The 21,466-nt window shown below is 70.8% G+C and carries 21 protein-coding genes; 17 read left to right on the top strand and 4 right to left on the bottom strand.

The features are described from left to right. Positions 1-3: 3 nt before the first annotated feature. From FB558_RS18250 to FB558_RS18205, 10 genes are all read left to right on the top strand, one after another. Positions 4-729, top strand: coding sequence for a CpaE/TadZ family protein (locus FB558_RS18250; protein WP_142055051.1), 726 nt, complete (start codon positions 4-6; stop codon positions 727-729). Continuing rightward, positions 726-2,123 carry a TadA family conjugal transfer-associated ATPase gene (locus FB558_RS18245; protein WP_170231381.1) on the top strand — a complete coding sequence of 466 codons (1,398 nt, stop codon included), beginning with the start codon at positions 726-728 and terminating at the stop codon, positions 2,121-2,123. The genes FB558_RS18250 and FB558_RS18245 overlap by 4 nt, the downstream gene beginning before the upstream one ends. Next, positions 2,120-2,995 (top strand): type II secretion system F family protein, encoded by an 876-nt coding sequence (locus FB558_RS18240; RefSeq protein ID WP_142055047.1) that lies wholly within the window; start codon positions 2,120-2,122, stop codon positions 2,993-2,995. Before FB558_RS18245 ends, FB558_RS18240 begins: the two co-directional genes overlap by 4 nt. Continuing rightward, on the top strand, positions 2,995-3,864 hold the full coding sequence (locus FB558_RS18235) for a type II secretion system F family protein (protein ID WP_142055045.1): 870 nt from the start codon (positions 2,995-2,997) through the stop codon (positions 3,862-3,864). Before FB558_RS18240 ends, FB558_RS18235 begins: the two co-directional genes overlap by 1 nt. A gap of 14 nt (positions 3,865-3,878) precedes the next feature. Continuing rightward, positions 3,879-4,076 (top strand): hypothetical protein, encoded by a 198-nt coding sequence (locus FB558_RS18230; protein WP_142055043.1) that lies wholly within the window; start codon positions 3,879-3,881, stop codon positions 4,074-4,076. A gap of 25 nt (positions 4,077-4,101) precedes the next feature. Further along, positions 4,102-4,506, top strand: coding sequence for a TadE family protein (locus tag FB558_RS18225; RefSeq protein WP_142055041.1), 405 nt, complete (start codon positions 4,102-4,104; stop codon positions 4,504-4,506). Next, on the top strand, positions 4,503-4,937 hold the full coding sequence (locus tag FB558_RS18220) for a pilus assembly protein TadE (RefSeq protein ID WP_142055039.1): 435 nt from the start codon (positions 4,503-4,505) through the stop codon (positions 4,935-4,937). The genes FB558_RS18225 and FB558_RS18220 overlap by 4 nt, the downstream gene beginning before the upstream one ends. Further along, positions 4,934-5,350, top strand: coding sequence for a pilus assembly protein TadG-related protein (locus tag FB558_RS18215; protein WP_142055037.1), 417 nt, complete (start codon positions 4,934-4,936; stop codon positions 5,348-5,350). Before FB558_RS18220 ends, FB558_RS18215 begins: the two co-directional genes overlap by 4 nt. After that, positions 5,350-8,442, top strand: coding sequence for a LysM peptidoglycan-binding domain-containing protein (locus FB558_RS18210; protein ID WP_142055035.1), 3,093 nt, complete (start codon positions 5,350-5,352; stop codon positions 8,440-8,442). Before FB558_RS18215 ends, FB558_RS18210 begins: the two co-directional genes overlap by 1 nt. A gap of 164 nt (positions 8,443-8,606) precedes the next feature. Continuing rightward, complete coding sequence (locus FB558_RS18205) at positions 8,607-9,032, top strand: prepilin peptidase (RefSeq protein ID WP_170231380.1); 426 nt, start codon at positions 8,607-8,609, stop codon at positions 9,030-9,032. Here the strand turns inward: FB558_RS18205 and FB558_RS18200 are convergent. Genes FB558_RS18200 through FB558_RS18185 form a run of 4 tightly spaced genes read right to left on the bottom strand, consistent with a single transcriptional unit; the run spans position 8,981 to position 12,273 of the window. After that, positions 8,981-9,862: a hypothetical protein gene (locus FB558_RS18200; RefSeq protein ID WP_142055031.1), complete on the bottom strand. Its 882-nt coding sequence runs from the start codon at positions 9,860-9,862 to the stop codon at positions 8,981-8,983. The genes FB558_RS18205 and FB558_RS18200 overlap by 52 nt on opposite strands. Further along, on the bottom strand, positions 9,859-10,476 hold the full coding sequence (locus FB558_RS18195; RefSeq protein WP_142055029.1) for a hypothetical protein: 618 nt from the start codon (positions 10,474-10,476) through the stop codon (positions 9,859-9,861). The genes FB558_RS18200 and FB558_RS18195 overlap by 4 nt, the downstream gene beginning before the upstream one ends. Positions 10,477-10,510: 34 nt before the next feature. Beyond that, complete coding sequence (locus FB558_RS18190) at positions 10,511-11,962, bottom strand: relaxase/mobilization nuclease domain-containing protein (RefSeq protein WP_142055027.1); 1,452 nt, start codon at positions 11,960-11,962, stop codon at positions 10,511-10,513. Beyond that, positions 11,959-12,273, bottom strand: coding sequence for a hypothetical protein (locus FB558_RS18185; protein ID WP_142055025.1), 315 nt, complete (start codon positions 12,271-12,273; stop codon positions 11,959-11,961). The genes FB558_RS18190 and FB558_RS18185 overlap by 4 nt, the downstream gene beginning before the upstream one ends. A gap of 377 nt (positions 12,274-12,650) precedes the next feature. Between FB558_RS18185 and FB558_RS18180 the strand changes: the two genes are divergently transcribed. The 7 genes from FB558_RS18180 (at position 12,651) to FB558_RS18150 (ending at position 21,429) form a co-directional block, all read left to right on the top strand. Beyond that, positions 12,651-13,808, top strand: a complete 1,158-nt coding sequence (locus tag FB558_RS18180) for a tyrosine-type recombinase/integrase (protein ID WP_246106172.1) — start codon at positions 12,651-12,653, stop codon at positions 13,806-13,808. Further along, entirely contained in the window at positions 13,805-14,143 is a 339-nt protein-coding gene (locus tag FB558_RS18175; RefSeq protein WP_142046931.1) for a helix-turn-helix domain-containing protein, read from the top strand. The genes FB558_RS18180 and FB558_RS18175 overlap by 4 nt, the downstream gene beginning before the upstream one ends. 296 nt (positions 14,144-14,439) lie before the next feature. After that, a complete protein-coding gene (locus FB558_RS18170) occupies positions 14,440-15,711 on the top strand; it encodes a hypothetical protein (RefSeq protein WP_142046933.1) in 1,272 nt (423 codons plus the stop codon). A 271-nt stretch (positions 15,712-15,982) separates the two neighbouring features. After that, on the top strand, positions 15,983-16,165 hold the full coding sequence (locus FB558_RS18165; RefSeq protein ID WP_142055023.1) for a helix-turn-helix domain-containing protein: 183 nt from the start codon (positions 15,983-15,985) through the stop codon (positions 16,163-16,165). Between the two features lie 22 nt (positions 16,166-16,187). After that, positions 16,188-17,585 carry a site-specific integrase gene (locus FB558_RS18160; protein ID WP_142055021.1) on the top strand — a complete coding sequence of 466 codons (1,398 nt, stop codon included), beginning with the start codon at positions 16,188-16,190 and terminating at the stop codon, positions 17,583-17,585. A gap of 1,007 nt (positions 17,586-18,592) precedes the next feature. Continuing rightward, on the top strand, positions 18,593-19,618 hold the full coding sequence (locus tag FB558_RS18155; protein WP_142055019.1) for a DUF4185 domain-containing protein: 1,026 nt from the start codon (positions 18,593-18,595) through the stop codon (positions 19,616-19,618). 215 nt (positions 19,619-19,833) lie between these two features. Further along, positions 19,834-21,429: a SagB/ThcOx family dehydrogenase gene (locus tag FB558_RS18150; protein WP_142055017.1), complete on the top strand. Its 1,596-nt coding sequence runs from the start codon at positions 19,834-19,836 to the stop codon at positions 21,427-21,429. The last annotated feature ends 37 nt before the right edge of the window (positions 21,430-21,466 follow it).

Raw genomic sequence — 21,466 nt, 5'->3', positions numbered from 1 at the left:
CCAATGCTGATCACCTTCGTCTCGGCCAAGAACAGTCCCGGTGTCACGACTGCCACGCTTGCGCTGGCCGCCGAATGGCCCCGCGAGGCGTTCGTCGTCGACGCAGACCCTTCCGGTGGCGACATCGCGGCGGGCCTGGGCCGCGGTAGTTGGCCGCCGGGATCGACCGTCCTGGAGCTGGTCGTCCAGGCCCGTCACGAGCCAGTGGGTCACCTGCTGCAGCGGCTGGCGGTACGGGTCGACCACGGGCCGGCGGTGCTGGGTGGGCTGGGGCGACCCGGCCAGGCAGCCGCCGTCCCCTGGGCACAGCTGTCAGACGCGTTCCGCGCCCTCGGTGACATCGACGTGCTGTGCGACGGGGGCCGCTTCCTGGCCAGCGGCGGCATCACCCCGCTGTTGCAGGCCAGCCACCACGTCGTGGTCGTCACGTGGTCGACGTTGCCCGCGGCGCGATCCGCCGCGAGGCTCACCGCTCTCCTCCGCGAGGAGGTGCTGCCGTCGGCGGCAGCGTTGGGTCTGCTCGTCGTCGGCGCCGGCCGGCCGTACTCCGCGGGCGACATCGCCACGGCCTGCCAGGTGCCCCTCCTCGGCCAGCTACCACTCGACGCGCGCGCTGCGCGCGTCTGGGCCGAAGGACGCGAGCCGGGTCCCGGCTTCCGGCGCAGTGCGCTGCAACGCGAGGCACGTCGAATCGCGCTCGCGGCACCACCCGCTCAGGCGGCATCGTGACCACGGGTCATGCTGAGCGTTCAGGTGTCTCGGTTGATCGCGCCGTCGTCGATCGCATCCGGGCCACCGTTCTCGAGCAGTTGAGCGATCATCCGCGACGGGCGACGCTCACCGCATCCGATCAGCGCCAGCTGATCCGCGGATGGATCGAGGACGAACTCGCGTCGGAGACCCGACGCCGGATGACCGTCGGCAGCTCCCCGCTGAGCCGAGCCGACGAGGCACAGGTGGTACGGGCCATCGAGAGCACCATCTGGGGCCTCGGCCGCCTGCAGGCCCTGCTCGACCTGCCCGACGTCGAGGACATCCACATCACCGGCAGCGACACCCCGCTGCTGCGGCTGCGCGATGGGGCGGTGCGTCGCGCAGCGGAGCCCGTAGCCGATTCCGACGACGAGCTGATCGCGCAGCTGCAGTACATCGCCGCACACCACGGAGCGTCGGAACGCGCGTTCTCCTCGGCACAGCCGATGCTCAACATGCAGCTTCCCGACGGCTCGCGGCTGGCGGCCCTGCGTGACGTCGTGCCCCGCCCGACGGTGACGATCCGACGCCACAGACTCGTCGACGTCACACTCGACAACCTGCTGCACGTTGGCACGATCTCGGTCGGCATCGCGCTGTTCCTACGGGCGCTCGTCCACGCCCGACGAAATGTGCTGATCACGGGACCGCCGTCGGTCGGAAAGACGACGTTGCTGCGTGCGCTCGCACGCGAGATCTCTCCTGGCGAGCGGTTCGCAACGCTGGAGACCGAGTACGAGCTCGACCTGCACCGGCTGCCGCGAGCGCCCGCACTTCTCTACGCGATGCAGGCCCGCCCCGGTTCGACGGAGACCGATTCCTCCACCGGTCTGCGAGCCGGTGAGGTGTCGTTGTCCCAGTTGCTGCACCAGACGCTTCGGATGTCGGTCACGCGCGTCGTCGTCGGCGAGGTCCGCGGCGCGGAGGCGCTGCCGATTCTCAAGGCGATGACCGCGGGGATGCCCGGCTCGATGTGCACACTGCACGCGAGTTCGGCCGGTGACGCACTCGAGCGTCTCATCGTGGCCGCCTTGGAGGGGGCCGGTCCGAACTGCTCGGACAGCTACATCACCCGGCTGGCTGCCACGGGCATCGACTACGTCGTGCACATGCGGCACATGACCCACCCGGCACTCGGCGGCGCAGGTCGGTTCGTCGCGGAGATCGCCGAGGTCACCGACGTGAACGAGGTCGGCGCCATCGCCCTGAACCGGATCTTCGCGGCGCCGTCCGGCGGGACGGACCCACGAGGCCGGTTCCAGATGCTGCCGCAACGACGGGACGCGTTCGACGAGTCGGGCGTACCGCTCACGTTCCTGCATCGCCCCGATGTCGACCAGTGGCCCGAGCCGGGACGGCGAGCGTGGTGAGCGTCGTCGCAGCCGCCGCGGGCGCACTATCGCTGATCGGAGTCCTGCTGGTCGTCGCCGGACTGCCGACGGGCGTCTCGGCGCCGTCGCGGTGGCGGCGGCGCTTCGCCTCGATCGCGGCGAGCACCGGGATACCGGGCCGGCGCAGGGGGCAGGAGCGCCTACGGATGCTGGCGTGGGTCGCCGCCGGCACCGTGGTCTGGCTGACCACCAGCTGGCCCGTCGTCGGCGTGGCCGTCACCGCGGTCGGTGTCTGGTCACCCTGGCTGCTCGGCTCGGCGAAGGTGGCCCAGGATCGGATCAAGCGGTCGGAGGCGCTCGAGGCGTGGTGCCGTCGAATGGCCGACACCCTCGTCGGCGGCGGCGCGGTCGGACTCGCGCACGCCATCCGGGTCACCGCCCCGCACGTCGACGAGACCATCGACCAACCGGTGGCGACGCTCGCCCGCCGCCTGGCCGACGAGGGGACGAGCCCGACGACGGCATTGCGCGAGTTCGCCGACGCGCTCGACGACCGCGACGGCGACGCCGTGGCCGCGGCCGTCATGCTCGCGCTGCACCAGCAGAGCGTGGGTGTCGCGCGGGTGCTGCGCCAGCTCGCCGACGGGCTCGGCCGTGACGTCCGCGCTCGCCGGGACATCGAAGCCGCACGTGCCGAGTCCCGCCAATCGATCAAGATGCTGCTGGTCATCCAGGCAGGCGTCCTCGTTCTGCTGGCACTGGTGCCCTCGTTCGCCGCGCCCTACAGCAGCCCGACCGGTCAGCTGGTGATGGCGACGCTGTTGGCGAGCACGCTGGCGCTGCTCGTCTGGATGCGGCGGTTGGCACTCGGCCGTCCCGCTCCCCGCTTCCTCGGGTCTGGAGCGCGGTGATGAACCACGTCCTCATCGTGAGCATCGTCGCCGGAGCAGCGCTCGGCGTCGCCGCGACGCTGTGCACGTTGGCCTTCGGACGCGGTCACCCCCTGCTCGGCGATGCACTGGCGGCGCTCGACGAACGCACACCGTTGACGCGGGCCGGGCCGGGTCATCGCCGGACCGTGCTGTTGCGGCATCTGCCGGGAGGCGTGCCGACCGCAGACCTCGCCCTGCTGGGTTGGCCCCGGGAGCGGTTCCTGCTCGGACGACTCCGCGCCGCGGCGGTGTACGGCTCGTCGGGGCCGGTGCTCGCCGCCGTCCTCGCTGTGCTCGACGTCGGACTGCACATCGTCGTCCCGGTCGGCTTCACAGTCGTCGGAGCAGCCGTTGGCTGGAGCGCCTACGGGCGGCAGGTCGGTGACCGCGCCGACGCCGCCCGTGACGAGCTCCGGCACGCCCTGGTTGCGTACCTGCAGCAGGTGAGCCTGCTACGACGCGGCGGGGCCGGCGTGGCAACCGCGCTGTCGGTACCCGCCCAGCTCCTGGCCGACGGCTGGGCGATGCGCCGCATCCGCGACGAGCTCGACGACGCCGGCCGCAACGGCCGCATGCCCTGGGAAGGGCTGCGACAGTTCGGGGAGCGCGTCGAGATCGACGAAGTCGCCGACCTGTCGACGATCGCCGCCACCGCCGGCCAGGACGGCGGCGCGGTCATCGACACGCTGCTCGCCCGCGCGGACAGCCTGCAGGACGAGCTGCGCGCTGACGAGCATGCCGATGCGCACCGCGCCAGCGGCCAGATGAGCACGCCCGGTGCCCTGCAGGTCTTCCTGATCTCCGCCTGGGTCCTGTACCCGGCCGGTGTCGCACTGCTGACGATCTGAGGAGAGGACACGCCATGTGGACCACGACGAACATGCACCTCACGAACCTCCTGTTCTGGCTGCAGCAACGACTCGGCCCGGTCGACGAGCGCGGGGGCGGACGCAACACCGACGAGGGCTTCCACATCTCCGGAGGCGCCGTGGTCGCGGGCGCGATCGCCGCCGGGGTGGGCGCCTTCATCGCCAAGAAGCTCGGAGCCCTCGACGAGTAGCCCACGCTGAGTTGACTGCCGACTGATGGACGTGCAGCTCCTGCGCCCCGATGAGTCCGAGCGCGGAGGCTCCACGAGCGTGGAGATGGCGCAGCTGTGGCTCGCGATGCTTCTAATGATTTCCGCGGTGGTCCAGGTCGCGCTCGTCTTCTACGCGGGACAGCTCGCGCTCACCGCCGCCGAGGACGGCCTCCGGGCGGGGCGCTACCACCAGGCGACTTCAGCCGCTGACGCACGACGCGACGCGGAGGCGTTCCTGCGGCGAGCCGCGGGCACCAGCCTCGGATCCGTCGAGGTTGCGGCCGAGCTCGACCAGGCGACCGGGGTGCTCCGGGTGCGCGTCAGTGGTGACGCGCTGTCGCTGGTGCCCGGCGTAGCCCTGCACGTGTCGAAGGAAGCGGTGGGAGCGGTGGAGCGCGTGACCCCATGAGGATCGTCGCTGACGCGGAGCGGGGCGGTGGCCCGGCGACCGAGGCCGCGATCCTCGCCGTGGTCGTCGGGCTGCTGCTCGCCTTCGCGATGGCAGCCGGGCGGCTGACCGCCGCGGAGTCAGCAGTCGACCAAGCGGCCCGATCCGCCGCACGACTCGCCTCCGTCCAGCGGGACCCCGCAACGGGCCGGGTCGCGGCAGAGGCGGAGAGCCGCCGGGTGCTCGAGGGGCAGGGCATCGTGTGCGACCACCTCGACGTCGCGGTCGAGGCCGATCCTGCGTCCGCGCCGATCGGTGTGCATGCAGTCATGCGCGCCCGCGTGACCTGTGCTGTGCGCTGGTCGGATCTCGGGCTGCCAGGGCTTCCCGGCGGCCGAGAAGTCACGGCCGATTTCGCCAGCCCGATCGACCGGTACCGGGAGCGGACGTGAACGGGGAACGAGGCGGCGGTTCGGTCAGCGTGCCGATGGCGGTCAGCGTGCTGGTGATGTTGCTCGTCGTCGGGCTCGCCGTCGACGGTGTCCGTGCGGCACAAGGTGTGGCGCGCGCCGATGCCCTCGCCGAGGAAGCCGCGAGGGCAGCGGGTCAGGACCTCGATCCGAGGGCATTGATTCGTGGCGTCGCTGCTGTCGACCCGGCGGCGGCTGCGGAATCCGCCCGGCGGTATCTCCTCGCCGCCGGCGTCGACGGCGAGGTGATCATCGCCGCTCCTGACCGCATCCGCGTCGAGGTCACGGTGCGCCGGCCGACCGTCCTCCTGGGGCTCGCCGGACAGGACGAACTCACCAGCCGCGGCTCCGCTGAAGCAGTCCTCGTTCCCGTTCTCCCCGAAGGGACTCCGTGATGACTGTCGGGCGACTGGTCCGCGCGACGTTCGCTGCAGCCGCGATCCTCGGGATCATCGCGGGAGTACCGGTTCTGCTCTGGCTGGTGGCCAGGGCGGCGTTCCCGGCACCCCGGCCCTCGCCTGCCGAGCTCCTCGCGCTGCTGGCTCTCCCGGACGACGGTCGCTTGTTCCTCGGGTTCCTCCTGCTCGTCGGCGCCGCCCTGTGGCTACAACTGACCCTCTCCCTGATCGCCGAGTTCCTCGGCGTGCTGCGGCGACGGCCGACAACCCGCGTCGAGCTGCCCGGTCTGGGGATGAGCCGCGCGCTCGCCGCTGTCCTCGTGGGAGCCTTGCTGTCAGCAGGGTCAGCCACCGCATCGGCTGCGCCTGCCACTCCGTTGACGAGCACCGCTCCTTCACCCGGTACCTCGGAAAACGCACCAGTCGAGAACCGCCGAGCGGGGCCGCAGTACGAGGTACAACCACGGGACACGCTCTGGCGGATTGCGGAGAAGGCCCTCGGGGACCCGCTGCGCTGGCGCGAGATCTACGAGCTCAACGCGGGTCGCGAACAGCCCGACGGTGAGCGCCTGACCGAAGCGGCCTTGCTCCGAACCGGCTGGCTGCTGGAGCTACCGGCCGACGCGGTTCCCGGCCCCGACTCCGACGGATACGTCGCCGTCGTCGGTCCCGGCGACACGCTCTCCGAGATCGCCGCCCAGCACCTGGGCGATCCGCGCCGCGCCGACGCGGTGTTCGAGGAGAACCGCGGTCGCCTCCAGCTCGACGGCCGGCGGCTCAACGATCCCGACCTGATCCGGCCCGGCTGGACCCTCGTGCTCCCCGAGCCGACTCAGCCTCCGCCATCGGCGGATCCCGTACCTGAAGAGCCGCGGCCCGGACCAGTATCGCCGCCTGCAGCTGCACCGATTCCCGATGACCCGCCCCCGCCTGAACCGCTGCCACCTCCGACGACCACAGTGCCGCCGAGTCCCGGAAACGAGGAGAGGTCGGCGGAAGCGCACACCGATGCGCAGATCGAAGCGCCCGAAGCGGATTCGCCTGCTGATCCCGAAGCGAATGATGGTTCGACTGCCGCGGTCGTGCTCGGGTCATCTTCACTCGTGGTCGCCGGGCTGGTGGCCGCACTGGCGCTGCGGAGGCGCCGCCAGCTGCGCGCTCGGCGGCCGTACCACCGGATCGCCGTGCCGAGCGACGATGCGGGGCGCGCCGAGTGGATCGCCGCGGCCAGCGAGCCGACCGTCGACGCCGCGTTCCTGGACGCGGCGCTGCGCGGCCTCGCGCTCAGCGATTGGGCCGGTATCGACGCTCCACCGCTGAGAACCGCGATCCTCGATTCCGAGCACGCCGTGGTCTCGCTCGCCGCGCAGGCTTCGATGCCCGAGCCCTTCGAGCCGCTCGAGGACCGGACCTGGTCGGTTCCGGCGACGGCCAACCTACCGCTCGGGCCCGACGACGCCGGAGGGTACTGCGCACCGTTCCCCACGCTCGTCTCGGTCGCGACCGGGGCAGGTGGGCAGACGCTCCTCGTCGATCTCGAAGAGCTCGGCATCGCCCACGTCACGGGCAAACTGGGCTTGGCCACGGGACTCCTGCGGCATGTCGCAGCTGAGTTGGCGAACAGCAGGTGGAGCGAGGACTGCGAGATCCTGCTCGTCGGATTCGGCGCCGAACTGGCCCCGCTCAACCCGGAACGGCTGCAGGTGCTCGCCGACGTCGCCGCCGGCCTCACCGAGATCCGCGCACGCTTGCGCGCGGCACGCGACACCCTCGCGCAGCTGGGCGTGCCGTCGCTACTGCACGGGCGTCTCGACGGGGTCGCACCCGACGCGTGGCTACCGATCGTGCTGCTCGCGACCGGTCCGGCGACCGACGAGGAACGCGCCGGACTCGCCGACCTCGCCGGAGAGATCGGCGGAACCCGACGCGCACCCGTCGCCGTCGTCACCGCCGGCATCGCGCTCGCCGGCCACGAACTGCACATCACCGATGGAGGTCAGCTGCTGATGCCCGACGTCGGCGAGGAGCACTGGTCGGCCGAGAACATGTCCGGAACCACCGGCGCCGGCCTGGCCGAGATCCTCGCACCGACCGCGCAACCCGACGTGCCCGCAGGCCCCGCCGCCGCGCCCGAGACCTGGGCCGACGGAATGCGTGAGGACGGGACACTCGACGAGCGACCGAAAACCGCGGTGAAGCCGCCGCCCGATCCCGAAGCCGTGCGACGACTGACGATCGCCGAGCAGCAGGACCCCGACCTCGACCGTGACCTCGCACGCTGGTCGGCCGAGGGCACACCCGACGTCCCGCTCGTCGGCATCCTCGGCGAGCCGGTCGTACGCGCCCCGGGCCAGTTCCCGGCGGTGCGGCCCAGCTGGTTCACCGAAGTGCTCGTCTACCTCAGCCTGCACCCCCTGGGCGTCACCATGCAGACCGCGGTGACCGACCTGTGGCCCGACGGCCACAAGATCGATCCCGCCACCGTCCGGCACGCCTTCTACGGCGCCCGCCGCTGGGCCGGACGCGGGCTCGACGGCGACCCGGAACGCGCCTTCGTCAGCGACATGCAGAGCGACAACACCTACCGGCTGCGCGGACACCTGCTGGACTGGGACCTGTTCCGCCGCCTGCGCAAGCGCGCACAAGCACGCCATGCCGCCGGCCACGACAGCGCGGTCACCGACTACGAAGCTGCACTCGGACTGATCCGCGGCCCCGTCCTCAGCGCCTTGCGCCCCGGCGGCTACGCCTGGCTGAACAACCACGACCAACGCCACGACCTGCAGATCCCCGGCTTCCTCGTCGACGCCGCGCACGAGCTCGTCGACATCGCCCTCACTGCCGGCGACCCCGCGCTCGCCCGCCGGGCCGCCGAGATCGCGCGCACCGTCGACGTCGACGTCGTCTTCGACCGCCCCTTGACCGACCTGATGCGCATCGCGCACGCCGAAGACCGGCCTTCCGAGATGGAGCGCTACGCCGCGATCCTGCTCGACGCGCGCGGCTTCGACGTTCCCGAAGAGCTCCCACCCGAGACCTTCGCCGTGCTCAACGAACTGCTGCCGCACGGCCCACGTCGACGAGCATGACCGCCTTTCCTGCGGCCACTTTGGCTGCAGTGACTGGTTTGGCCTTCGGTCCGGTCACGCTCCAACTCGCGTCTGCGACACGCGCCGTCCCACGCGCCAACACCAGGCTGGAGACGGTCGCTGTCACGGTCCTGGTGGGCCTTCTGGCCACGGCCTGCAACCGCGTGACCCTCGCACCGCTGATCGCCGTGGGCGTCGCGGCCGCCGTCGTCGACCTCGACGAGCGCCGCCTCCCCAACCCGCTGACGGGCACCTTCGCTCTCGGTACAGCCCTCGCCGCCATCGAGGCAGGAGCCGGTCCGGCGCGGTCGGCAGCGGGCATCGCGGCACTGGTGCTGGCGGTAGCCGTGGTGGTCAAGGCCGTCCACGGTGAGGTTCTCGGCTGGGGTGACATCAAGCTGCTCCCGAGCCTCGCAGCCCTGCTCGCGGTCCTCGATCCCCCGCTGACCCTCGTCGGGCTGGTCGGTGCCACCGCGCTGCTGTGCGTCACTCTCGCGCTGTTCACCGCCGCGGGCCAGGGGCGCGGCGAGACCGTGCCCTACGGGCCCGCGTTGGTCGTCGGCGCCTTCGCGGCCCCGCTGGTCACTTGAGCTCCGAGGCCGCAGACGTGGCGCGACGCGACCACCGGGCGGGACGGCTTCTCCTGACCGGTAGGCCGTCGCTGGCGAGGTGCGGGAGGCCGAGACGAACGCGCCCGCGGTGCCGGCTCTGCCGCCGCGGTCGAGGTCGGGGCCGCGGCAGGTGTATCCGTCGGTTGGGTCGTCGGGGATGCCGGCTGTGAGGTGGACGGAGCCACCACGAGCGGGGCGTCGAGGTCGATGCCGGCGAAGCGGCCGCGGATCGCGGCGTCGGTGCGGCGGTCCAGACCGCGCAAGTGCCGAACGACCGCCCGTGAGCTCAGCCGTCGCAGGTCGAGGTTCTCGACGAACGCCGCCAGATCGAATCGACGCGGCAGCTTCGGCATCCGGACAGGTCGATCCCGCACCGCCCACGACGCCAGCTCGCCCACGGGCTGAGTCAGCAGGTGCTGACGCAGGGCGTTCGCCGTGGCCTCGTCGGGAACGACCGCGCCGACCGGCCCGATACCCGGTACTCGCCCCACGACGGCCCATCCGCTGCGCCCCGTCGCTTCGAGCGACACCACGTGTGCCTCGCGCGGCCCCTGCTCGACCATCACACTGGCGGACCTGTAAGTGGCAGTGTCGATCGGGCCGGGCAGCTGCCCGGAGGGCGTCGTGACCCCGAGCGCGTTCTCATAAGCCGTGCGGCCGCCCGCGAGGTCACGAAGCGCGGCGTCTCGCTCGGACCGGTGCCCGGCGCGGCGGTGGCGGGCGAGTGCCTCGGCGAGGAAGGTCGCGATGTGCGCCAGCTGGTACAGCTCGTAGCTGGGCAACGTCATCAGCGGATAGTCCGTGCTCATCGCATCCACGCCTCTCCAAGTCGGGGAGCACGCCCAACCGGTCCGGGCGCTGCATTGCGACGCGGTGTCAGATCTGCCCGACGCGGCCGGGTGTGGGTCGGAAGCGCCTGTGCTGCGCGTTCGAATGCCGCCCGCCGGGCCGCTGAAGCACAATCCGGTTCCGGCAGCACCGACCCTGCAAGGGCTTCGGCATCGACGAACGCACGACGCATCGAGGCGTACGCACCGATATCGCGAACGTCGAACACCACCCGCTCGAGCTGGACCCGCAACGAACACGGCCGCCCCGCCGGACGCAGCATCTGTCCCGACGACGGCGGCGCGTCACGCGCGTCAACCAGAACAGCCGTCTCCGCGCTGCCCCGACCGACCTGCTGCACCGGCGCCACCCGCGGACGGCCCGACTCCCTCGGCAACCGCATCGCATCCTGGCCGAACCGACACCACGTCGCCGCGAACACGCGCGCCGTCAGGCGGTCGTGGATGTAGAGCAACATGCGCCCCACCCGCACACTCACCCTCGCCTCCGCGGTGCCCGCATGGTGAGCCACAACCGCGAAGTCCTGAACGCCGTGCAGCGTGAACACAACCCCCACGGACTGCCGCTCGTGCACCACACTTCCTCCCCGCATCGCCCACGCCGAGGGCTCACACCCGCGGCTGACGCGAGCCTCGGTCCCGACCTGTCCGGGTCCGTGGCTCCCGCGCGACCGATACGTGGTCAACGCCAGCGACCTGCGGCGACGGCGTCGAGACCGTCGGAGGCGGCCACGCCGACGACCAGGCCCGAACGGCCTCACCCGCAGCGTCGGCTGCGGCTGCCTGGTGCACCCGCCCACGCTCGCGCTGCCACGCCGCGATCTCCTGCACCAGCGCCGCCAACGCGACCGCAAGCGCGACCCCAGCCGCGACCTCGTCCTGCCGCAGCACCCTGCGGTGACGAATCAGTTGACGAGCCGCCCACCGCAGACCGGTACTGGCCCCACTCGGCGCCCCCACCCGCCGGTCCGGGATCCGCGCCGCCCGCTCGAACCGATCCGCAGCCCCGCCCAGGTCACGGCCCGCGAGCTCGAACCCGCGCGCGGCTGTCAGCAGGTCCTGCGTTGCGTGCGCGATCTCGTCGGCGTCCACGCCCGGCCGCCCACTCCGCGCGCCGGCCACCACCCGGCGAGCGCGGTCCACGCCGTAACGCGCCTCCGCCAGGACGTCCGCAGAGGCAGCCGCCGTGCCCGAGACTCCAGCCCACCGCTGCTGCAGGCGAGGCATCGACAGGTCGGGCGCGAGCTTGCTGCCCGAGTAGTAGACGGGATAGCCGGCCGAAGTCCGGTCGCCGGCCCGGGCCACCTTGTACCCCAGCGCATCCCCCGACGGCCCGTACCGGATCTCCACCAGATACCCCGCCGAACGCAACGCAGCCTCGAACGAGGCCACGTCATCAGCGGTGACCGCGGCCGCACTCACCGCCCGCACCAACTCCGGCCGCGCCGGGACCCGCCCGCGGCGCGCCGCCTTCTCCACCTCCCCACGGACCGGAGCACGAGATGCGGTGGCGTCGGCGGCCGCGGTGAGCGTCAGGCCCAGCCGCTGCTCGATCTCCCGGGCGGCCACCCGCAACTTCGGGTAGTCGCGGTGCGGCCAGAACCGCCGCCCGGTGTCCTGGCGCACCAGCACCACCGCGATGTGGATGTGGTCGTCCGCGTGCCGCACCGCTACCCACCGTGGCCCGCCCTTGTCACCCCGGCACGCCACGCCGGCGCCGTGCAACAGATCGCGCGCCACCTGCGCCCACTCGGCGTCAAAGAGCACGCGATCCTGGGCCGCGACCCGCGCCGAGCAATGCCACACATACCCGCGCCGACCCTCACCATCGGCAGCCTCGGGGAGGCCCGCAGCGATCGCCGGTGCACGCAACGCTCGGATCAGCGGGCCGAGCTCGAGATCCCACTCCCCCGGTCCTGTGGCCGACGGCTGCCACCCCGCATCCGGCCCGTCCCACGTGGCGACCACACGTGGTCGCCGATGCTCCTCCGCCCGACCCGGCCCCATCAAATAGGCCAGCAGCCCGCCGACCCGCCAGCCGTGCACCACCTTCGTGATCACGACAACAACCGCGCCACCGCGACATCCACCAGCTCATCCAGCCGCGCCCGCGTCGCCGGCGCCTCATGCCCGTAGCGCAGCAAGACCCGCACCACGTCCACCCACTGCACAGGGACCTCGTCGACGTCGCCTCTAGCCACCCGACAAGCCAGATCGCCGATCCAGGCGCCCACCGCGAGCCCATCGCGCTCAGCCGCGGCAGCCACGACCGCAAGCTCGGACGGCGCGAACCGCACGACGAGCTGCGACGTGCGCGCCGCGTCGGCACGAGCGCGGCGACGGCGCGAACGGAAGTCGGCAGAGCTGCTCACCGCAACCATGCTCAGCGCAGGCGTGGCCACAACGTGGCTGAATCGCACCGCGACATCAGCGCAAGGGAACGCCCCCGTTCCCCCCACCAGCGTCTTTCGCGAGAAGCATCGCGTCTCGCATATCTCGCTCCAAGTGGCGCGTATTCGATCAGATGCGAACTCGATACGGTCTGCTGCGCAATTCTGCGCATCGAGGCAGAACCTGAGCTAAGCAGCAGCGACGCGATGTTGGTGCGAGTGATGATGTCACCTCGAGCCGTAACGCCGACACGTCGCCGGCCACTCGTTCGACTGGTTGACCTGCTGGGATGTTGGCGGACTCGCATCCGATGCGACATTCTCCCGTTCAACGCGAACAAGGTCGGGAGTGATCGAGGGTGGAGATCGGGTCGCGGGTGCCGGGAGCGGCCCGGTTGCACCTGGCCGACGGCATCCCGCTGCTGCGTCCCGAGGAGCAGGTGTTCTCCGCGATGCTCGACGGCTGGCGCAACCAGCAGCTGGCCCGCAACCTCGCGCTGGCGACCATCGCCGCCCGCGAGCGCGCCGCCCGCGCGTTCGCCGCGCACGCCGACGCGTTCCCGTGGTTGTGGAGCGCGGCGCTGCTCGACGAGTGGCTCGGGGATCTGCGCGCGGTCCGCGGGCTGCGCCGCTCCACGCTGCGCGGCTACCAGGAGTCGATCCGGCTGCTGTGTCTCTACCTGACCGACCCCGCCTACGGCTGGCCCGGCGAGTGCGAGACCCGGTTCGGCACCCACCCGGTCCAGGTGGTGCACGAGTGGAACACCGCCGTGCATGTGCAGCAGGCCGAGGGCGACCCGATCAAGCGCGCCTTCACGATCGACGAGCTGCAGGCGTTCTTCGACCACGCCGACGGGCAGGTCGCGCGGATCCGCGCGGCTGGGCGGAAGGGCTGGTTGCCGGCGTTCCGCGACGCCACCCTGTTCAAGATCGCCTACGGATACGGGCTGCGCCGCCGCGAGGTCGCCATGCTCGACGTCGCCGACTTCGGCACCAACCCGCACGCTCCCGAGTTCGGCGAGCGCGGGGTCTGCTACGTCCGCCACGGCAAGGCGATGAAGGGCTCCGCCCCGAAACGGCGCAGCGTGCTGACCGTCTGGCCCTGGGTCACCGAAGCCCTCGCCGAGTGGACCACCGAGATCCGGCCCCTGCTCGCCGCCGAATCGAACCCGGCGCTCTGGCCCTCGGAGCGGGCACCGCGGGTCGGGCTGGCCCAGATCGACGCCCGCTTCGCCAGCATCCGCACCGCGCTCGGGCTCGCCCCGGGCCTCGACTTCCACTCGCTGCGCCGCTCCTACGTCACGCACCTCATTGAGGCCGGCTGGGACCCGTTGTTCGTCCAGCATCAGGTCGGGCACGAGCACGCGTCTACTACCGCGATCTACACCTGCGTGTCCTCGGACTTCCGCACCCGCACCCTGCGCCGCGCGCTCGATGCCACCCTCACCCAGGCCACGACCGCAGCGGCGAGCACCGCCGTGGCGGTCAGGCCGCAACCGGACGGAAGCAGCCGATGAACCGCCGACACGTCAGCTACCGGTGGCGGCTGCGCGAGATCATGGCCACCCGCGGGCTGTTCACCACCACCCACCTCGCGCCGCTGCTCGCCGAGCGTGGCATCACGCTGTCGGCCTCCCAGATCCACCGCCTCGTCACCGGCACCCCCGAACGGCTCTCGCTGCCCGTCCTCGCCGCGCTCTGCGACCTGCTCGAGGTCACCCCCGCCGAGCTCATCGAGACTCGCGCCGAGAACACGTCGGTCCGCAAGGCAGCCGGCGCCAGCGGTCCGACGGCCATCCCCGGGCCGGCCGAGCTGCGCCCGACCCGCGCGCGGCTGCGCCCCGAGCCGTGACCCGACCACCACACCCGCCCGACCACACATCGACCACGCCGCCAGCCACGACGCCCGACACGACGAGGACGTCGTCCTCGCCAGCGGCCAGGTCGAAGCGGTGGACCTGCGCGCGCTGCGGGCGCGACCACTCCGCTTACCGGTGCTGGCCCGAGGGACACCTATGTCGGACCTGCGTCCTGGCCGCCCTGGACATCCATGGAGTCTGCCCGGGCTGCGGTGACCAGCGGATCCTGCCAGGCCGCGGCTCCGACGGCGCCCCGATCTGCCCGGCCTGCGCCGGAATCGTCCACAGCGTGTTCCGCTGCCACCGCTGCGAGGTCGAGGGACGGCTCTACCACCGCAAACTCTGCATCCGCTGCACCGTCACCGACCGGGTCGCCGCACTGCTCGACAACGGCGATGGCCATATCGACCCCGCCCTCGTCCCGCTCGCCGCCGCGCTGACCACCGGCCCCACCCCGACCCCGGGCGGGCGGCTGGTCTGGCTCGCCAAGCCGCACAACCGCGACCTGCTGCGCGCCCTCGCCACCGGGCAGCTGCCGCTGACCCATCCCGACCTGAACGCCTACCCCGAGCAGGGCCCGATCCCCTACCTGCGCGCACTGCTCGTCCACTGCGGCACGCTGCCGGAGGTCGACCGGCAACTGCTCGAGTTCGAAGCCTGGTTGACCCGGCGCCTGGACAAGCTCGCCGCCCATCCGCACGAGCGGCTGCTGCGCCAGTTCGGGCTCTGGCACCAGCTTCCCCGGATGCGCACCAAGGCCGCGCTGCAGCCGTTGACCCCACCCGCCCGGACCTACGCCCAGCTGGAGTTCATCCACGCCACCGCGTTCTGCACCTGGCTCGCCGAGCACAACCACCGCCCGACCGAGCTCGGGCAGATCGACCTTGACCGCTACTACACGGTGCTGAAGATCGGACACCGGCAATCGCTGCGCGGGTTCCTGAACTGGGCCATGACCAGCCGCAACCTCCCAACGCTGACCTTCGCCCGGACCCGGTTCACCACCGGCGAGGCCCTCACCCACACCCAGCGACTCGACCTGCTCCGCCACTTCGTCCCCGACCACGACCACGCCGGCCCGCTACGGATGCGCGTCGCGGCCTGCCTCCTCCTGCTCTACGCCCAGCCAGTCACCCGGATCATGACCCTCACCGTCGACGACTTCGTCATCGAGGACGACGGCTCGATGGTCCTCCAGCTCGGCAACCCCCCCGCGCCGGTCCCCGAGCCGTTCGCCACGCTCGTGATGCGACTGCTCGCCCAGCGCCCCGACGACGCCACCAGCCGCTGGCTGTTCCCCGGCCGCCGCCCCGGACAACCGCTCAACTACGTCAGCCTCAGCCAGGGCCTGCGCGATATCGGAGTGCCGCTGCGGCTCGCGCGCGTCGCCGCCCTACGGCAGCTCGCACTGCAGGCGCCCGCCCCGGTGATCGCCGAAGCGCTCGGGTTCCACCACACCACCACCCAGCGCCAGACCATCCACGCCGGCGGGATCTGGAACCGCTACGCCGCGCCCGACGGACCAACTCAGCAAGCCGAGCCCCGAACACGCGGCAGATAAATACGCGTGCCTACCAGTATTCGGAGGGCCGATGCCTCCCCACCTGTGGACAACTTCGCGGAACTTCGGGCATGCGGAGCTCCTCCGAGCAAGGTCTTGGAGATGGCGAACACAGGAGCACCGGAACCGGACGTGGCTAGCCCGAGATTGCCGTCGCACTCGGCATCGAGTGTCGTCCTTGTTGGTTCCCTCGAACCACGCATCGGCACGTCTCACCCATCAACCTCACCCTCGCCCCTCTCATCCCCCAGATCCCAGGGAGCGAGAAGCCATGAACGACTTCGACGGGTTGCCGGTGCTGATCAGCGTGAAGAAGGCTGCCGAGGTACTCGGGATCAGCCGAGCATCTGCCTACCGGTACGCGGAGCAGGGTCACCTGCCGATCCGCAAGCTCGGCGGGCGGGTCTACGTCATCCGAGACCGCTTGCGCGAGCTGGTCGACAAGCCGGCCTGAGCCAGCGCGCGGGGAGCGGCAGATGACTACAGGTCGAAAGAAGAAGCGCACTCGGCGGGGCATCTCGGGCACCGTGTACCCGCGAGGTCGTAAGTGGGCATACCTGATCGATCTCGGCCCCGATGCGCTCACAGGAGACCGACGCCGAGACTCCCGCAGCGGGTTCCTCACCGAGGACGAGGCGTGGGAGGCCCTTGCTGAGGCCAACGCCAAGCTACGGGCGAGCACCTACACCAAGAACTCGCCGCGCACGGTGCAGCAGTTCCTCGACGAGTGGCTCGCCGCGAGCAAGATCTCCGTCAAGCCGACGACGCACAGCAACTACAGCAGCTACGCGAAGTACTACGTGATCCCGATCATCGGCGGCCGCAAGTTGCAAGACGTCTCCACCGAGACGATCAACCGCCTCTACACCCATCTCCTGGAGAACGGCCGAACAGGTAGTGACACCAACGTCACGATGTATGAACTGTGGCGGGCCGGGGTCGCGGCCGGACGTGAACCCACTCCGCGGGAGCTCGCCTCGGCCGCCGGCATCACTTACTCGGCCGGGGTGCGTGCACGCCAGCGCTTCCGTGCAGGTCGGCTGCCGAACGCTCGCGCGAATGGAGGTCTCGAGCCTCGCAGTGTGCAGAGCATCCACATCATGCTGAACCGGGCGTTCGCCGATGCCGTCACCTGGAAGTACATCGACGCCAATCCGGTCAAGCACGCGGCACGGATACGTCGCAGCCGCAGAGAGCACAACGTCTGGACGCCCGATCAGCTCAGGCAGTTCCTCGCGACCGCCCGCAGCGACCGTTACTTCGCGATGTGGATGATGTTCGCTACGACGGGCATCCGACGCTCGGAGGCCGCCGGCGCGTTGGTCAAGCGCCTCGACCTTTCGGCCCGCACCCTCACCGTGTTCGAGACCCGCGTCGTCGCGGCGGGGAAGGCCCAGACCTCAGACGGGAAGTCCGAACGATCGCGCCGAATGCTCGCCCTCGATGAACGGACTGCAGCGGAGCTTGCGGCCCGCCTCCGGACACTCGACGCCGAACGCGCGGCCTTCGGCGATGACTATGGCGGCGACGGCTTGCTCTTCTGCTGGCCAGACGGACGACCGATCCACCCCGACACCATCACCGAGCAGTTCAACCGCCTGGTCGATCGAGCTGGCTTACTTCCGATCAGGCTTCACGACGTCCGCCACACCTACGCGACGATGGCGTTGCGCGCGGGAGTGAACCCCAAGATCGTCAGCGAGCGTCTCGGGCATGCGACGGTGGCGTTCACGCTCGACACCTACACCGACGACGTTCCGGAGCTCCACCATGCGGCGGCAGAGGCCGTCAGCAGCCTCTTCCTCGAGTCCGTAACCGAGGAGCCCGCCACGAGGCCCGAGGACGCCGAACGCGACGAGGACGACCGATCTTAAGGAGCGGCGACGGCTACGAGCACGCCGTGGCTACCGTTTCGGCTACCGCCGGCCCTGCGGAAGATCCGGCAGGCAGACCGAAGGCCCCTGACCTTGCAGGTCAGGGGCCTTCTGGCGTGGTGGGCGATACTGGGATCGAACCAGTGACCTCTTCGGTGTGAACTGCGGGCGGCAGGGTTGCTGGCAGCATCTGCGCACGTCAGCAGGCATCGCATGGTTGGGCGAGGCATGCAGCGGTAGTTGTCGTAGCTGTACTTCCAAGCTGTACTTCGCCACTGCCGACCACTTGCCCCCCAGGCATACAACTCTGCCGCCCAGCCTGGCGTCCGAACTCAAAACGCCTGGTGGGACGTCGCTGGAGTCCACGCCCGTCCGGCTTGTGCCGCCTCGGACGTCACTCAGTTTGTCGCTCAGCGGCGACCTTCCCCCTCATTTGCACGAGGCTCTCGTCAGGGCTTGCCGAGGTTCGACGTCATGCCCCTCGGCACTTCCGCTGGCCGCGCAGTTTCGCAGGCGGCATCGGCACCCGGCGTTCCAGAAGCGAGTCGGCGGGCCGCTGAGTAGCAGGGTCGGCCCTCGCCCTCCCCTCTCGAACCACCATTGACGAACGGCTCTTCCGCGAACGAACCACGGTCCAACCACAGAATGACCACAAAAGCGGCATACAGGCGACGGTGCACACACTCACAACGGTGTGAGCCCGTAGACGACGTGGAAGCTGCGAAACCTGGGCTCCTCGCCCGCAAGGCGCAGCTCGAGGATTCGATCCTGCGCGCCGACCACGGCCATCACTCGATGCAACCACAACCGCAGCCCCGCTGCCCAGAACGGCCAGACACACGTCGCAACACCGCCGGGCGTGACCAGTCAACCCGCCACACCGCACAGCGCCAGACAAGGACGGACGACGGCGTGGTCGATCGGATCGAGTTGCATCTGCGACGTTCCACCACGGCCGGGCAGGATGGCGTGATGAGGTTCCGGATGGACTCCCCTCGCGGGCCGACGTGACGGACCGGCTCGCCACCAAGGTCGCCGATCTCACTGGACCCGGCACCACCGACCGCTTCGGCATCGGCGGCACCGACTTGGGCACGACCACGACGGCCCCGCACGGGCACCTGGTCTCGGTGTTCGGAGACACGTTCCGGCGGGCCGGCGTCGGCGGGCCCGGCTGGCGTGCGCCGGTCGTGCTGTTCGCCGCCCCGGCGAGCGTCCCGACCGGGCTGTGCTGGACCGGCTCGGCCGGACCCGGCACGTACGCCCGCCAGGTAGTGCGGTACGTGCACCGCGGCTGGCGCCGCTGGGGCAGGCGGCTGCGGCGGGTGGCGACCATCCTCCCCACCGACGTCCTCACCGTCGGCGACGACATGTACCTGCACGTCATGGTGTGCCGCGAGCTGGGCAACGTGCATTGGACGGAGCTGCACCGCTCCCGGGACGGTGGCCGCACCTGGCAGCCCACCGGCACGCGCTGGCCGGCGGACCTGCACAGCGGCCTGTTCCAGATGCTCACCTGGGAACGCGGCGCGGACGGCTGGGTGTACGCGCTGACCACCGGCTTCCAGCGGGCACACGGCCTGCTGCTGCACCGGGTGCCCGAGACCGCGCTGACCGACCCAGCGGCCTGGCAGACCTGGGGTCTCGACGGCGACCGGTGGGGTTGGGGGAACCCACCCACCCTCGTGCTCGACGGCCGGTTCGGGGAGCTGTCGCTACGCCGGGTTCGCGACGACGAGCGCGACCGCTGGCTGCTGTCGGTGTTCGATGACGACCGCTACCGCATCGACGTCCGGGTGCTGGACGGACCGACCGCCGACTTGCACGTCGCGCCCCTGGCGACGGTGCTGCGCGGCTGCGGCTGGGACGACGAGGACCACGCCCGCGGGCACGTCGCGCAGCTCTACGGCGGGTACGTGCTGCCCGGCTCGACGTTGCGCGAGCTGCACCTCGTGGTGAGCCAGTGGAACACCTCGACGAACTGGCCATACCGGGCGATGCAGTTCCGCACGGATGTCTCGGAGCTGCTTTGATCACGCTGAACGCTGTTGATCACTGTTCTCCTGGGCGGCTTACCCCACTGCTTGCCGGGAGCCTCGTCGCGGCCACCGGCAGCTGACCTGCGGAAATCGAGAATCGGCCGTGTACACATCGACGGCCCTCGGCCCGCAGCCGACCCCGGTATCGACATCCCTACAGCAGGAGGCAGAAGTCTTGCCGACCGGGATCTCACGGCAGACTGGGCGAGGTGCCCAACGACGACGCCCAGCTGGCCGTGACGTTCCACGACACGACGAAGTACTACTCGCTCAGCGACACCGAGCCAGGCGACGAGCGCATCGGCATCGGCGACCCGACGACGCGGACCGAGGCGATCTGGCAGAAGGACTGGGACATCAAGCCCTTCCTGTACAAGGTCTACGAGACACTGCCGCCGATCGAGCTGACGCGCGACCTGCCGGACACGGGCCTGCCGGCGCTCGAGGCCATCGCTGCGAGCGGAGCGGAAGCGCTGGCGTCGCAAGTCGTTCCCGACAGGGCGCTGCTCGGCCGGCTCGGTCTGCTGACCAACGGCTCGCTCGAGCGCACCTGGACCACGCGCGACGGCCGCGTGCACCACTACCGCACGGCCGGCGGCACCGGCGCGCAGTACCACCTCGAGCTGTACTTGGTCTGCACCGATCTCGCCGACCTCGACGCCGGCGTCTACCACTACTCCGCGATCGACCACAGCCTGCGCCTGCTGCGCCGGGGCGACTTCCGCGCCGCGCTCGCGGAGGCGACCGGGAACGAGCCGTCGATCGCCGCCGCACCGGTCGTACTGGCCATGACGAGCACGTTCTGGCGCAACGCGTGGCGCTACCGGGAGCGCGCCTACCGGCATACGTACTGGGACGCCGGCACGTCGCTCTCGCACATCCTCGCGGTTGCGGCGTCGGCGCACGTCGCGACCAAGCTGGTGTTCGGGTACGCCGACCCGCTCGTCAACGCGCTGCTCGGCATCGACGGCGTGCGCGAGTCCACAGTGGCGCTCGTCGCGCTCGGGAACGCCGACGGCGGACCGCCGAGCGCGCCGGCGTTCGGCCGGCTCGATCTCCCCACCAGGCGGCTGTCGTCGGCGGAAGTGACGTTCCACCCGATCACCGACATGCACCTCGCGTCGTCCCTGGGGTCCGGCGCGGAGGCCGCGCAGTGGCGGTCGGGCCACTGGCACCGGCCGGCTCCGCAGCCGACCGGCGAGCTGACCGAGCTGCGCCCGTTGCCCGCCGACCGGCTCGATCCGCGGCCCGTGGAGCAGATCATCTTCCGCCGCCGCTCGACCCGGAACTACGACACCGACGCGGAGATCCCGTTCGACGCGTTTTCCACGCTGCTGGAGCGTTCGACACGCGGCGTGGCGTCCGACGTCCTCATGCCGGGTACGCCGCTCACGCATCTCTACCTGATCGTGAACGCCGTCGAGGGACTGACACCGGGCGTATACCTGCATCATCCGGAGCGGGGTGCGGTCGAGCTCCTCCGCGCGGGCGCGTTCCGCAAGGAGGCCACCTGCATCGCAGCGACCCAGCAGTACGCCGGCGATGCGCACGTGAACCTCTACTACCTCGCGCACCTGCCGTCGATCCTGGACCGGTACGGCAACCGCGGCTACCGCCTCGCGCAACTCGAAGGCGCCTTGCATGCCGGCAAGCTGCATCTCGGCACGCACGCTCTGGGGCTGGGTGCGGTGGGCTCGACGTCGTTCGACGACGAGGTGGTCGAGTTCTTCTCCCCGCATGCGGCGGGCAAGGACTACATGTTCGTCACGGTGTTCGGCAAGCGCCGCCGCACCAGACAGTCCTAGCGTCCTGGGTGAGATGTGGTCCAAGCGAACGAGGCGA

This window comes from Pseudonocardia kunmingensis (assembly GCF_006716445.1).
Taxonomy (GTDB): Bacteria; Actinomycetota; Actinomycetes; order Mycobacteriales; family Pseudonocardiaceae; genus Pseudonocardia; species Pseudonocardia kunmingensis.
Note: the sequence above shows the minus strand (reverse complement) of the source record. Positions and strands in the feature narration are given on the sequence as shown.